The organism is Streptomyces boluensis (genome assembly GCF_009908195.1).
Taxonomy (GTDB): Bacteria; Actinomycetota; Actinomycetes; order Streptomycetales; family Streptomycetaceae; genus Streptomyces; species Streptomyces boluensis.
The window spans coordinates 1-12,484 of record NZ_JAAAHS010000048.1; the positions used below are offsets into that span (position 1 = coordinate 1).

Here is a 12,484-nt window from a genome sequence, read left to right on the forward strand (position 1 = left end):
CCGCGCACCAGCGCGCCCTCGACCACCACCGGGTCGGACGCGCTCCTCTACCTCCTGTTCGGCGTCCTCGGCGCCGCCATAGCCTTCGGCGCGCTCGCCTGGCTGACCGGCAATGTCACCAACTCCCTTGTCGGCAGCGGAACATGGGCCCCGTTCCGTGCCTCCGACGCCCTGCTGCGCCCCGAGGTGATGTGGCCGTCCCTGAGCACCACCGCGCTGCTGATCGGCGCCCGCATCATCCCCGGCCTGTTCACCGTGGCCCTGGCCACCACCGGCGTGGTGCTGTGGATGCGCTGGCACTCCGGCTCGAAGAACGGCCTCGCCCGGAAGGCCGACCTGGCGCCGCTGCTGGACAAGGAGATCACCGCCAAGTCGAAGAGCCTGCGGCCGTCCCTCAACGACCGGGAGCGTAAAAGAGGTCGCTCCCGCTGACCGCGGAATCCTGCTCGGCACCCTCACCCCGGGACGCGCCGAGGTCCGCGCTTCCTGGGAGGACGTGATCGTCGCGATCATGGCTCCCCGAAGCGGGAAGACCTCCGGACTGGCGATCCCCGCGATCCTCTCAGCGCCCGGCCCGGTCCTGCTCACCAGCAACAAGGCCGCGAACGACGCCTTCACCACGACGGTGGACGCCCGCACCGAGGTCGGCACGATCTGGACCCTCGACCCCCAGCAAATCGCCCACCACCCGCGCGAGATGTGGTGGGACATCCTCGCCGACGCCCGCGACCTGGCCGGGGCGAAGCGGCTCGCCGGGCACTTCGTCGCCGCGAGCGTGGACGAGTCGAGCGGCTCCGACTTCTGGTCCACCGCCGCGAGCAACACCCTCGGCGCCCTGTTCCTGGCCGCCGCCAGCCACCGGCGGCCGATCACCGACGTACTGGCCTGGCTCGCCACCCCGGCCGACCGCACCCCGGTGGACCTGCTGACCGACGCCGGACACGACGCGGTCGCCGCCCAGCTCCAGGGCACCGTCTCCGGCGCGACCGAGACCCGCGACGGCATCTTCGAAACGGCGAGGCAGTACGCAAGCTGCCTGCTCGACTCGGACGTCGCCGCCTGGGTCACGCCGAACGAAGACCTCCCCGAGTTCAAGCCCTTCGCCTTCGCCACCTCCCGCGACACGCTGTACCTGCTCAGCAAGGACGGCGGCGGCTCCGCGAGCGCGATCATCGCGGCGGCGGCCGATGCCGTGATGCGCGCGGCCGTGATCGTCGCCGAGCGCTCCGGCGGACGGCTCGACCCGCCCGCCCTGTGCGTCCTCGACGAGGCAGCGAACGTCTGCCGCATCTCAGATCTCCCGGACCTCTACAGCCACTTGGGCAGCCGGGGCGTCATCCCCATGACGATTCTGCAGTCCTACCGGCAGGGCCAGCGGTGCTGGGGCGAGGCAGGCATGGACGCCCTCTACTCCGCCGCCACCATCAAAATCATCGGATCGGGCATCGACGACGCGGACTTCGCCGACCGCCTCAGTCGGCAGGTCGGCGACCACGATGTCCAGACGACTTCGGTGTCCAGCAGCGAGGGCGGCAAGTCCACCTCAGTGAGCATGCGCACCGAGCGGATCCTGCCGCCCGACGCGATCCGCGCACTACCCAAGGGGAAGGTGCTGCTGCTGGCCACCGGCATCCGGGTCGCCATGCTCAACCTCAAGCCCTGGTACAAGGAGCCCTCCGCCAAGGTGGTCGCGCCCGCCTCCGCCCGCGCCACTAAGGCGATCACCGAGCGGGCCCGCGCGAAGAACATCGGCCACGACGACTTCGGGCTGTCGGCGTGAGCGCGCCCAGGCCGCGTCCCGGGCGGCTGCCGCGCGCGCCAGTTGTTCTGCGCGACGGCCAGTGGTGGCTGGTCGGCAGGGCAGGCTCGATCCCTACCTCCGATCCCGCGTTCACCGTCGTGTTGGACGACTTCGCCCAGGCGATGGCCGCTGCCGACCGGGCGGTCGCCACTCTCCGTACCCGGCAGAGCGGGTCTTCCGCTCCGGGCCCAGGGGGTCGGCGATGAACCCGCTGCTGAGTGCGGAGCAGGCGGTCCTCGGCTCCGTATTGCTCGACCCGGACCAGCTCTCGCACCTGGACTGGCTCGCGCCGGATCACTTCTACCGGCCGGTCCACCAGGCGCTGTTCGCCGCGCTCCGCAAGCTGCGCAGCGACGGCCACCCCGCCGTCGGATCCGACGGGCCGGTGCCTCTGTCGTGGGTGACCGACACGGTCGACGAGGCCAGTCGTTACGTCCGGGGGCTGACCGCGGTGTACGCCCACACCCTGATCCAGGCATGTCCCCGCCCCGAACACGCTCCGGTGTACGGCCGCATGGTGCTGGAGGGGGCGATCCACCGCACCGTCGCCCAGCACGCGATCCGCCTTCACCAGGCGGCTCGGGCCGACGCCCTGCAGGGTGCGGTCGAGGGAGCGCTGCGCTCCGCGGACGTCCTGACCGGGGTGCTCACCGACCTTGCACGGCGCTGGGGAACCGAACCGCGCCCAGTCGCGCCCGCCACGTCGCCGGTCACCGCCCCGGCCGCCTCGCCGCCGGTTCGGGCCGACCAGGTCGCCGAGGACGAGCGGTTCCTCCTGGCCGTCCTCGCCGAGCAGCCGAGGGCCATGGACGAGGTGGTGGACTGGCTGCGGCCGGGTGACTTCGCCGACCCGGCCCACGGGCAGCTCTACCGGTGCCTAGGCGCGCTGCACCACCGGGGCGAGCCCATCGACCGGATCACCCTGCTCTGGGAGGCCCAGCGGCGCGGCCTCCTCGCCGACGGCACGCTGTCCGGCGAGCAGCTCACCGCCATCTGCGACGGCGGGGTCCCCGGCAGCGCCGAATGGCTCGGGGAACGGGTCATGCGCTCCTCGCTCACGCGTACCGCAGCCGCCTCCGCGCGTACCGTCCGGGCTCTGGCCGAGGACGAAGCCCTGGGCCCCGGTCGGCTGATCAACCACGCCCTGCACGCACTCGGCCCGCTCGACGAGGTCCGAGCCCGATGGCAGACCATGAACGGCAGCGCGACTCCGAAGCCGCCGACCGACCCGATGGCGAGCGGGCCGCCTCCGGCCCGGGTGCAGGCCGCCCGCGCCCGCAGCACGCCACACCCGGCCCCTTCACCCCCGGCCCGGACAGGTGCTGTCCCCGCGTCGGCCAGTGCCCGGTCACATTCGCGCAGCCGCCCCTGACCCTTTATGTCCCCTTCTATTGCTTGGAGTTCGCCTTGCCTGACACCTCTGCTTCCGGTGCCGACGCCCTGCATCGCACGGCACACCGCCTGGACGACCTCGCCGGTCAGGTTTCCGATGCGGCCCATCAGCTCCAGCAGCCCGACCCCCACGCGGTCCTCCGCCTCGCCGGCCACGTCGCGCAAGAGGCCCAGGGCATCAGCACCCTCGCGCAGCAGATGCCGCACGACAGGAGCCGCGCGCCGGAGAGTGTCGCGGCGGCGCTGGAGCAGGCAGGTGAGGCGCTGTCCGCCCTCGGTAGCGCCGGTCACCTGCTCATCCAGCTCACCGACCCGGAGGGAGTCGATCCCGGCTTCCGCGAGATCGCATCCCAAGGGCTTCGCTCGTCGCTCCGCTACGCCCGCACGAATCTCCACGACGCCGCGTCCGGCCTGCGGTCCGCAGCTCCCTCTGACGATCAAGGGCACGTCCGGGCTGACGCCGCACTGCTGCGCACCACGCCACGGCTGCCGCAGCCTCCCGCCCCCTCGTCACCCCCGCAGACGTCTTTCGCCCCTCTCCGCCGACTTCTCGGACGACGCTGATGTCGCTCACCATCGGTTCGCTCTGCTCGGGGTACGGCGGCCTCGACCTGGGAGTGCAGTCCGCCTTCGGCGGCTCGCTCGCCTGGCACGCGGAGGTCGATCCGAACGCCTCGCGCATCCTGGCTCGCCACTGGCCGGGCGTGCCCAACCTGGGCGACATCACGACCGTCGACTGGTCCACCGTTCCCCGGGTGTGCGTCTTGACGGCGGGCTTCCCCTGTCAAAGACGTCTCGGTCGCCGGCCGCCGGGCCGGACTCAACGCCCAGACCCGTTCCGGGCTCTGGCTGCACGTCGCTCGTGCGGTCGAGGCCCTCCGACCCTGCCTGGTTGTGATCGAGAATGTGCGCGGCCTCCTCACCTCCCCCGCCGGTTCCCCTGGCGACGTGGAACCCTGTCCGTGGTGTCTGGGAGACACCACAGGTCAGCCTCCTCTGCGGGCACTCGGTGCCGTACTCGGATCCCTGGCCGACCTCCGGTACGACGCGAAGTGGCTCGTGCTTCGCGCCTCCGATATCGGGGCCCCGCACCGCCGCGAGCGGACCTTCCTCGCCGCCTGGCCCGCCGGACACCCTGCTCAAGACGCCGACCAGCAACATCGGCAAGAACGGCGGCTCCCAACACCCGTCCAAGAGGAAGAGCGGGGGCCACGGCCCGAACCTGGCCGACGAGGTCGAGTGGCTCCTGCTGCCCACCCCCAAGGCGTCGGACGGGATCAAGGGCTCGCCCAACCAGCGGCACGGCAACGGGGACATGACCCTGCCCAGTGCGGCGGCGTCGCTGCTGCCCACGCCGAGGGCCAGCGACACTGGCACCCCGGGCCGCCGCCCCGGCAAGGGGTGGCGGCCACCCTTGTCGGCGGTGGTCCTCCCGCTCTGGACGGAGTCGACCCCGGAAGCCGAGGAACAGACCGGCGATGGGGAGCGTACGCAGCCGCCATCACCCGATGGGAGAGGCTCACCCGCCCCGCACCGGCCCCCACCGACGCGGCCGGTCGGCTCCGCGCCGACTTCGTCGAGTGGATGCAAGGCCTCGACGCCGGATGGGTCACCGCCACCCCAGGGCTCGGACGACCGGCGCAGCTCACCGCGCTCGGCAACGGCGTCGTCCCCCAACAAGCCGCTCGCGCCCTGCAGTTGCTGGCACCACCATTCCCGCACTGCCCTCACTGCCCTCACTGCCCTCACTGCGCGGGCGGGTAGCACCCCACTACCGGGTCTTCCCGGCAGGACCAAACCGCGGGTTCTCCGGATCCTCTCGGGCATGTCGCCGTCTCACAGATGGAGCACGCCCCCATGTCCGACACCAGCCCGACCACCCCCGCCGCCGGCCCTGAGCCGTTCCGCGTTTCCGACGGGGACCTCGACGACCTCGCCAGCACCCTCGCCAAGACCATGGCCGAGGTCAAACAGCACGGCGTCATCCTCGACCGCCTCGGCTCCGAACCCGATCCCGCACCCTCTGCCGACCAGCAGGCGGACGGCGCTTCGGCAGCCGGGGCGGCCGACCCCAAGCAGACAGTCGGCCCCGCCTCGGTGTTCATCCTCGCCCTGGGCGGCGAGGCGTACGCCGTCGAACTCGCCGCCCTCAGCGCCTGGGTGAACCACCTCTTCCTCCCGGTCTACGGCCGCGAGATCAGCACGACGCGTCCGTGGTGCGCACAGTGGCACGAACACCCGGAGGCCGTCGCCCGACTCCACGCGCTCTGGCTCGCCTGGCAGCAGTTCACCGATACCGAGGCCGGACTCTCCGGACCTTCGACCTGGCACCGCGACCACCTGGACCAGACGCTCGTGCACCTGCGCGCCCCCGACGGGCCCTTCGCGGCCTGCACAACGAGCACGACCCGCCCCAACCATCGCGTACTGGCCACCCCGGCACCCAAGCAGTCGGGAGCGTCGGCATGAACGACGCCTTCGACTTCGACCTCGACCTCGACGAACTCACGCCAGCCGACGACGACTCCGCAGAGGCGATGGAGACGTTCTGGGCCGACGACCTGACGGTGCTGTCTCAGCACCACACCACGCCAATCGGCTCCCACAGCTTCGTCCTCGCCCACGACCAGTCGGTCACGTGGGGAATCCCCGGTTCGCCGCAGCTCGTTGCAATCACGGTCGCGCGGGACCTCAGCCGGTCCACGTTCACGCTGGAGACGAGCCACCACGCCACGGCGTCCTTCGCGCAGAGCTGGCTCGTCGAACGCGGCTGCCCGCCCGAACGGATCGCTCTCGTCGGCGGCGACTACGTCAAGCCCGCCGACGACCTCACTGTTCAGGTTGAACAGCAGATCCGGGAGTCGGGCACTCGCTACGAGGTCCTCGACACCCACACCTCGGACTTCGACCCGAGCGAGACCTGGACGCTGACCCGCGACTCCAGCGCCGGTCAGGAACCGATTCGTGTCTTCCACGAAGAGTGGGACCACGACGCCGGCACCTACACGATGCGCGAGGGCGCATTCGCCGATGTGGATGCTGCCCGCTCCTGGCTCGACGACCGCAGCGGCCCGCTGCCGGAACCGCCGGAGTACAGCGATAGCAACGGTGCTGTCGTCCGGGCTCGCATCGCCCGCATCGCCCTCGCCCGGTCGACCGGTGCGTCCACGACGCCGAAGGCCAGCGTCGACACACCGCGCCCGGCCCCGGCGGGACCGGTACAGCGTCCGGTGCAGGGGAGGCTGCTGTGAGCCGCGCCTGCTTCGCCTTCGCCGCGCACCCCGACGCCATCTCCGACCTGCGTCAACTTCCTGACGAGATACGCGATTTGGCGCTGCTGGAGCTGCAGAACCTGGTCCACGGAAGTAACGACTGCCTGCCGCTGCAGGGCCGCCTCTCCGGCTTTCACAAGGTCTATGTCGACCCCTCAGTCGCCTACCGAATGGTCATCCAGTTCCGCCCGGCGCCGCCGACTTCGACCCACCAGCGCGAGATCTATCTCGTCGCCGCCGGGAGCCGGAAGGACTACGCGGTCTACCGCTCGGCCCACCTGCGCACCGGGCCCCAACAGAACGTCGAGGCGGATCCCGCCATTCAGGCCCGTGTGCAGGCCGCCAGGTCCCGGTCGCCGCTCGCCGTCGACCGGCCAGCGGCAGGCCACTCAGCTCCTCCGACAACGGCATCGCCCCCAGCTGCTGCTCCTCGAAAGGTTTCCCAGCGATGACGACCGATCGCACCCCGCTGTCTCGTACCGAACTGGCGGACCTCCTCACCGATGCCGCGCAGAGCGTCTCCGGCATTCTCACCGCCGAGTACCCGACGGCCGACGGCCGCTCCTACCTGCACCCCGTGCTGGGCGCGCTGTCCGCCGGGCCCCGGGTGGTCGGCGAGCTGAATGACCAGTTCGAAGTGTTCGTGGCCTCCGAGCCGCGCCCGGCCACACCGGCGGTCTTGTTCGCCCTGGCCTCCTACGCCTCCGCATTGGGGTGGCTCACCGAGTCCTTCGCCGAGCTGACCGTGTCGGTCGACGAGATCTGTGCCCGCGTGGGCACTCCCGCTGAGCCCAGCAACCCGGCCGTCGCCGCATCCGGTGGCACCGAGCTGGACGACGAGTTCGACTTCGCGTTCAGCGCACTGGAGCTGGCGGCAATCCGTACCGCGGCCGAGGCCGCCGGCCTCGCATCGGGCAACTACGTCGAGGTGCTGTCGCAATCTCTGCTCGCTGCCGCCCGGATCTCCGACGCCTGCATGGAGATCTCCAGCGGTCTGCTCGAAGACGCCGCGTACGTGCTCGACGAGGCAAGCGACCAGATCTGGCTCGGTGACGGCCCCAAGGGCCTCCCCACCCTGGTCCGCTCCCTGCTCGCCCGGATGGAGGCGGCGGAGTGAACCCGTACGACGCGAACACGCACCCCGGAACCCACCTCGTCGCCGAGACGCTCGACGTCACCCAAGTCACCACACTCAACACCACGTCCCGGCCTGGTGAACCGCTGTACCGGGCTGCGACGCAGGTGATCGGGGCGGCATACGAGTTGGACGAGTTGCACAGCCGGGTGACGCACGCGGCCAAGGATGCTCTCCAACTACTCGAACCCGTCAGTCGCGCTGAGCCAGGCAGCGCGCGGGTGTCGTACGCGCTGCTGCGGACCGCGGTCCCGGAACTCGGAGACCTTCTTGCGCAGCAGGGCCGGGCCTACGACCACCTCGTCGAGTCCGTCTCCGCCTACCAACGTCTTCTGCCCGAGCCAGATTCGGCGGATGACGACTGGGCCGTCGCGGGGAAACGCCCTCTCATGGCTCTCGAAGCCGTTGAGGCCGGCGGCGTCCAGTTCCGTCGGACAGGGATAGGCGATGACCCCTACGTCTCACAGGAGAAACCACAGAAACGGGCCCCGGCGATCTGGCCCCAGACCGCGCAACGGCTGGTCGCCGAGGGGCTGTTGCACCAGGACACCAGCGCGAACGTGTACCGGCCCGGCCAGCTCCTCTCACTCACGCCGCAGGGCGAAGCCGCCCTGCGTGATGCTCGCTCAACGTCGACACGTGTGTCCGCAGCCCTCGGCCGCAGCACCACCCCGGCCAACTCCCGCGCCCTCGCCGACTCAGCCGACGTGCCCGTCGCCAGGACGTCCCCCACGTCCTCCCGCTCCCGCTGACCCCATACCGACAGGACCACCATGCGTACCTCCGCACAGCCTCCCGCCTTCTCCATCGGCTCGGTCGATGCTCAGCGTGTCGAGGACGCGCTGGCCCGGATCGGGCCGAAGTGGACTGCCTGGTCGGCGATGACCTTGGCCGCCCAGAAGGGCCGCCCGATGCGAGTGCGCGACGTCGCCGCCCGGCTCCCCTTCGTCAGCGAGCAGTTCGTCGGCAAGCGGCTTGCCACGATGCACGCTGACGGACTGGTCACCCGGGACGACGACCATCGCGGTGCTCCCTACCGGCTCAGCATGCTCGGCGAGTCGCTGTCTCCCGTGTACCGCACCTTGTCGGACTGGTCCCATGCCCACTTGTCGGTCGGCAAAATGCCCGAAGCCGCACGCGTCGAGGACGCCCTGCGCCGACTGCAACTTCGGCGCTCGACCTCCGTGATCCAGGTCCTCGACGCGGGTGGCCCGCTGCGGTTCGTCCACATCGCCGAGGAGGCCGGTCTGGACAACGGCTTCGCTCGGCAGCGGCTCCTCCGGCTCCAAGCCGACGGACTGGTCGCCCGCACCGACCCGCGCCACGGCGCCCCCTACGTACTGACCGACGCCGGTCAGGCGCTGGGGGCCGTCTACGCAAGCGTCGAGCACTGGAGCAGCCCCCTCGCCGAGCGGAGGACCTCGTCGGCGCCGCGCCCTGTCCCGGCAGCCACCCGCGCCAACGCCAGCGTCCCCCTGGGGGCGGACGGTGTCCGGACCGCAGCGGCCCTGCGGCGGAGTGCTGCCGCGCCGAACGCCCTGTTCAGCCATGCGCCGCAGCCGCAACCGCGGGTGCCAGCGGCCGTGACCGCTCTGTCGGCCCCAGGTCGGGCCCGGTGACCCGGATGGTGAGAGCCAGAGCTGTCCCGCCGTCGCCACGGCGTCCGCGTGCGCTTCAGCCGATCGCCCTGCTGCGCACGCGGGCGCGTTCCCCTTCTACGCCCGGAGCTTCGACCATGCCCAGCACTGATGACCCGTACCGCTACGAGGAGGTACGGGTCAGCCCTATGTACCTGGCCGGTTCCAACGGAACCGGAGACGCCGGTTTCGCCCCGGTCGCTCACTGGCCGCACCACTACCTCGACGAGGGCCCCTGCCAGCTCGTCGTCACCTCGCCCGACCAACGAATTCGGATCGGCTGGTTCGGCGACGACTTCGAACTGTGGAAGATCACCGCAGCCGCAGAGGCCGTCTCCGCGCCCCGCTGGACGGCCACCTTCAACCACGTCACCCCGGCCGAGATCGTCGCCGGCCTCACCGCGGCGCTGGCCCACGACTACGCCGAGGCCGATGCCTACGACGGCAACGGACGCTTCCTGGCGAACCCGTCGATCCACTGGGCCGATGCCGTCCGGCCGCTGACCGACGCCGGCTGGCGTCGTGAGGCCGCTGAGCGCGGCACCGTCGAGCTCGTCGCCCCCGACGGGCAGGCAGGCGTTCTGATCGACAACCGTCTCTCCGGCTGGGACGACGAGAGCGTCACGTTGTGGGCCGGTCCACCGGGCTGGGGTACACGCGCGGAGGCAGTGTTCACGGCCCGCACCCCGACCCACCTGATCGCCGCGACGGCAGCGGTCATGGCGAACGCGGCCCCGGTGATCCGTGAACGGCACCAGATCGACCGAAGGATGGAGCACCTGGTCACCTTGACCCCGGTCGGCCAGGTCACCGATCCACAGGTTCCTCGCGCTCCAACCCCTCTCGACGTACGCCACACCGCTGTCGCCCAGGCCGTCCACCGCGCCGCGCGGGCCCCGCGCACCGCAGCCGACCTCCGGGTGATGGCCGCCCAGAGCCGCACTGCGGGCGCGGTACAGAACCGGTCGAGCAACTTCGCTCCCGCCGCAGCCACACCGCCCATCAGCGCGTCGACTCCACGGCGCAGCCGCTGATCCCCGCACTGGCCTTCCGCCGACTCCGGCCCAACAACTACCCCTGAACCACGGGAGCTCCGTCATGCCCACCGCCACCGCGCTCGACCAGGCCACAGCCATGATCGAGAAGACCTGGGGCCAGCCCATCGAGATTCTGGAGACCCTCACGGTCCAACGGCCAAGCACCGATCCGCTCCTGCGCGCGGCCATGCACGTCCGCTCAGCTCTGGCCATCACCGACAACGCGGCGGCCGCACACCAGAACCGTCTGCACGCCCTCTCCCGGCCCGGGTACGTGCCGGCCTTCTTCGAACTGGAGCGGATCACCAGCTCGGCAGCCGATCTTCGCGTTGCCCATGCGGAGAGCCAGACGTACTTGCAATCGATCAGGCGCGTGGTCGAAGCCCGCGAAGCAGCCGTGCCCGCAGACCGGGCCCCGGCGGTCCGCCTGGCCCAGGCCGCTGTCGCCCGTTCCGGGCACGCGCCGCACGCTTCCGGTCAGGTGGCGGACCTGTCCGTTCCTTCGGCCGTCGTCGGGCCGTCGGCGCCCGCTGCGGGGCCACGTCGCTGAACGGTCAGGCGAGATCCTCGCCGTGGTGGGCGTCCTCGGTGTGGGGGCCCACCACGTGGGCCAACTGCTCCACCGTCAGCTCGACGCGTCGCCCGTCCGCTACCCGGTGCTCCAGGACTGCCTCCTCGTCCGGCCACCTGCCGGGCTGCACGCCGACGCCCCACTGCCCGTCGGCGACCATCGCGATGTCGCCCACGGTCCACGGCCGCCCAGCAGCCCGGATCTTGCGCTCCAGCCCGGCTCCGTCCCAGTGTCTGCTCGCCTCGGCCACCCCTGTCCCCCTTCGCTCCCGCGCGGCCCGTCGCCGCAACCCAGGTACGACAACCGCGTTCGCCGATCCATTCCCGTACCGCTGGCTACCTGCTGACGGCTTCAGTTCGCCCACGGCAGACGTCACTCCCCTGGAAAGCACTACGTGCTTCGGCATGACGCATGCCAACGTACGGGTGTCGGAAAGAACCGCAGGTCAACGAAGGTTTCGTCCCGCATGAACACCCGGACATCTGCTGCCCCCACCCCATCCACGAGGAGCTGTCCCCATTCCTTTTCGCGCCCCGCTCACCAACCACCATGCTGACGCCACGCCCTGCCCGGCGGCCCACAGACACACCAGCTCCGGCAAGCCGCTCCGCGCCGACTGCCCCGGACGCGCATACACGCAGGCCGTCTGCTCGTGCGGCGAGTGGGAGATGACGGGTCGTGCCAAGGGCTACGTCAACGAGTGCCGCCGTCGGCACCTCGCCGACCACGCCGAGAGGCCGAAAGTCCTTCGTGACTTGCCTGGCCTCGACGCCTCCTGACGCACCACCACCAACCCTGTCCTCTTTTCCCGTTCCGTTCTCGGAGGTTCCTTTGCCCCAGTACCTGACCGTCGGCCACCTGCTCCGCCAGCTCCAGGGGCTCGACCCCAACCTGCCGATTCGCCTCGCCATCAACCCCGACTTCCCCTTCGCCCACTACGTGGGGGCCGATGTCGTCGTCCGGGACGGCACGGCGTTCATCGCCGACGACGGCCAGGAGGACTACCTCCCGACGGCGGTGGGCGATGCCCTCGCCTGGGCCTGACCGTCCCATCAACACCACGGAGGCTTCCATCTCGCCGCGACCCCATCCTTCGTCCGTCCTCCCGCTGGACGATCTCGCCGTACACCCCATGCCTGACGGCGTACGCGGCGCGCTGGTCCGGCGCGTCTCCCCCCAGCCCGACGGCCCGCTCGACATCACGTGGCTCGCCGCCGGAACTCCACGGCTCCCCCTCGGCCGCGTCCTCCTGTACTGGGAGCCCGCCTCCCTCATGGGCTGGGACGTCACCGCCCAACTGGGCCTGGCCACCGCCGAGGTACACCTCGGCTCCTGGCCCGGCGCCCCGGACGACTGGCCGCGCCTGGTTCGTCCGACGGTCCACGAGGTGATCGGCCTCTGCGCCGCCCTCGCGTTCGCGACCGACGCCCTCGACCTGTCGAATCGCCTCGCCGAGGTTTGAGCGAGAACCGCATAAGGCCGCCCCGCGCCGAACAGGCAGGGGCGGCCTTGCCGTGCGCCCAGCCGGGCGTTGTGTGTGCCCGAGGGCTGGAAGCCAGTCGGCCGAGGGCTCCGCAGCGAACTGCACGGCTCCGCTCGGCGGGAGATCACTCCGTCTGCCTGACCGGTGCCCGAACCC

At 71.0% G+C, this 12,484-nt stretch carries 13 protein-coding genes and 3 pseudogenes; 15 read left to right on the top strand and 1 reads right to left on the bottom strand.

Going from position 1 to position 12,484, the window contains the following annotated elements:
• From GUY60_RS09385 to GUY60_RS09440, 13 genes and pseudogenes are all read left to right on the top strand, one after another.
• Positions 1 to 1,780, top strand: a pseudogene (locus GUY60_RS09385) (type IV secretory system conjugative DNA transfer family protein); the annotation flags it as partial.
• A 223-nt stretch (positions 1,781 to 2,003) separates the two neighbouring features.
• A complete protein-coding gene (locus tag GUY60_RS09390) occupies positions 2,004 to 3,173 on the top strand; it encodes a DnaB-like helicase N-terminal domain-containing protein (RefSeq protein WP_187369971.1) in 1,170 nt (389 codons plus the stop codon).
• A gap of 35 nt (positions 3,174 to 3,208) precedes the next feature.
• The gene (locus GUY60_RS09395) at positions 3,209 to 3,757 is read left to right on the top strand and encodes a hypothetical protein (protein WP_161695830.1); all 549 of its coding nucleotides are present in this window, start codon (positions 3,209 to 3,211) and stop codon (positions 3,755 to 3,757) included.
• Positions 3,757 to 3,912 (top strand): annotated as a pseudogene (locus GUY60_RS39465) (DNA cytosine methyltransferase); the annotation flags it as partial. The gene GUY60_RS09395 and the pseudogene GUY60_RS39465, both read left to right, overlap by 1 nt.
• A gap of 121 nt (positions 3,913 to 4,033) precedes the next feature.
• Positions 4,034 to 4,957: pseudogene (locus GUY60_RS09400) on the top strand (DNA cytosine methyltransferase); the annotation flags it as partial.
• Positions 4,958 to 5,050: 93 nt separating this feature from the next.
• Positions 5,051 to 5,662, top strand: a complete 612-nt coding sequence (locus GUY60_RS09405) for a DUF4913 domain-containing protein (RefSeq protein WP_161695832.1) — start codon at positions 5,051 to 5,053, stop codon at positions 5,660 to 5,662.
• The gene (locus tag GUY60_RS09410) at positions 5,659 to 6,444 is read left to right on the top strand and encodes a glycosyl hydrolase (protein ID WP_161695834.1); all 786 of its coding nucleotides are present in this window, start codon (positions 5,659 to 5,661) and stop codon (positions 6,442 to 6,444) included. Before GUY60_RS09405 ends, GUY60_RS09410 begins: the two co-directional genes overlap by 4 nt.
• The gene (locus GUY60_RS09415; RefSeq protein ID WP_161695836.1) at positions 6,441 to 6,917 is read left to right on the top strand and encodes a hypothetical protein; all 477 of its coding nucleotides are present in this window, start codon (positions 6,441 to 6,443) and stop codon (positions 6,915 to 6,917) included. Before GUY60_RS09410 ends, GUY60_RS09415 begins: the two co-directional genes overlap by 4 nt.
• A complete protein-coding gene (locus GUY60_RS09420; protein WP_161695838.1) occupies positions 6,914 to 7,582 on the top strand; it encodes a hypothetical protein in 669 nt (222 codons plus the stop codon). The genes GUY60_RS09415 and GUY60_RS09420 overlap by 4 nt, the downstream gene beginning before the upstream one ends.
• Complete coding sequence (locus GUY60_RS09425) at positions 7,579 to 8,352, top strand: large ATP-binding protein (protein ID WP_161695840.1); 774 nt, start codon at positions 7,579 to 7,581, stop codon at positions 8,350 to 8,352. Before GUY60_RS09420 ends, GUY60_RS09425 begins: the two co-directional genes overlap by 4 nt.
• Positions 8,353 to 8,373: 21 nt before the next feature.
• On the top strand, positions 8,374 to 9,219 hold the full coding sequence (locus tag GUY60_RS09430; protein ID WP_161695842.1) for a winged helix-turn-helix transcriptional regulator: 846 nt from the start codon (positions 8,374 to 8,376) through the stop codon (positions 9,217 to 9,219).
• Positions 9,220 to 9,335: 116 nt separating this feature from the next.
• Positions 9,336 to 10,271, top strand: coding sequence for an SPDY domain-containing protein (locus tag GUY60_RS09435; RefSeq protein WP_161695844.1), 936 nt, complete (start codon positions 9,336 to 9,338; stop codon positions 10,269 to 10,271).
• 64 nt (positions 10,272 to 10,335) lie between these two features.
• The gene (locus GUY60_RS09440) at positions 10,336 to 10,824 is read left to right on the top strand and encodes a hypothetical protein (protein ID WP_161695846.1); all 489 of its coding nucleotides are present in this window, start codon (positions 10,336 to 10,338) and stop codon (positions 10,822 to 10,824) included.
• Between the two features lie 4 nt (positions 10,825 to 10,828).
• On the opposite strand, the gene GUY60_RS09445 is transcribed toward GUY60_RS09440, so the two are convergent.
• Entirely contained in the window at positions 10,829 to 11,095 is a 267-nt protein-coding gene (locus tag GUY60_RS09445; RefSeq protein ID WP_161695848.1) for a hypothetical protein, read from the bottom strand.
• A 581-nt stretch (positions 11,096 to 11,676) separates the two neighbouring features.
• On the opposite strand from GUY60_RS09445, the gene GUY60_RS09455 reads away from it, so the two are divergent.
• Both GUY60_RS09455 and GUY60_RS09460 read left to right on the top strand, forming a co-directional pair.
• Entirely contained in the window at positions 11,677 to 11,889 is a 213-nt protein-coding gene (locus GUY60_RS09455) for a hypothetical protein (RefSeq protein WP_161695850.1), read from the top strand.
• 88 nt (positions 11,890 to 11,977) lie between these two features.
• A complete protein-coding gene (locus GUY60_RS09460; protein WP_161695852.1) occupies positions 11,978 to 12,307 on the top strand; it encodes an esterase in 330 nt (109 codons plus the stop codon).
• Positions 12,308 to 12,484 lie beyond the last annotated feature (177 nt).

Excerpts from the sequence above, each read along its gene's own strand:
- GUY60_RS09405 (WP_161695832.1), top strand. The coding sequence starts at position 5,051 with ATGTCCGACACCAGCCCGACCACCCCCGCCGCCGGCCCTGAGCCGTTC.
- GUY60_RS09410 (WP_161695834.1), top strand. The coding sequence starts at position 5,659 with ATGAACGACGCCTTCGACTTCGACCTCGACCTCGACGAACTCACGCCA.
- GUY60_RS09440 (WP_161695846.1), top strand. The coding sequence starts at position 10,336 with ATGCCCACCGCCACCGCGCTCGACCAGGCCACAGCCATGATCGAGAAG.
- GUY60_RS09460 (WP_161695852.1), top strand. The coding sequence starts at position 11,978 with ATGCCTGACGGCGTACGCGGCGCGCTGGTCCGGCGCGTCTCCCCCCAG.
- GUY60_RS09390 (WP_187369971.1), top strand. The coding sequence starts at position 2,004 with ATGAACCCGCTGCTGAGTGCGGAGCAGGCGGTCCTCGGCTCCGTATTG.
- GUY60_RS09435 (WP_161695844.1), top strand. The coding sequence starts at position 9,336 with ATGCCCAGCACTGATGACCCGTACCGCTACGAGGAGGTACGGGTCAGC.
- GUY60_RS09420 (WP_161695838.1), top strand. The coding sequence starts at position 6,914 with ATGACGACCGATCGCACCCCGCTGTCTCGTACCGAACTGGCGGACCTC.
- GUY60_RS09430 (WP_161695842.1), top strand. The coding sequence starts at position 8,374 with ATGCGTACCTCCGCACAGCCTCCCGCCTTCTCCATCGGCTCGGTCGAT.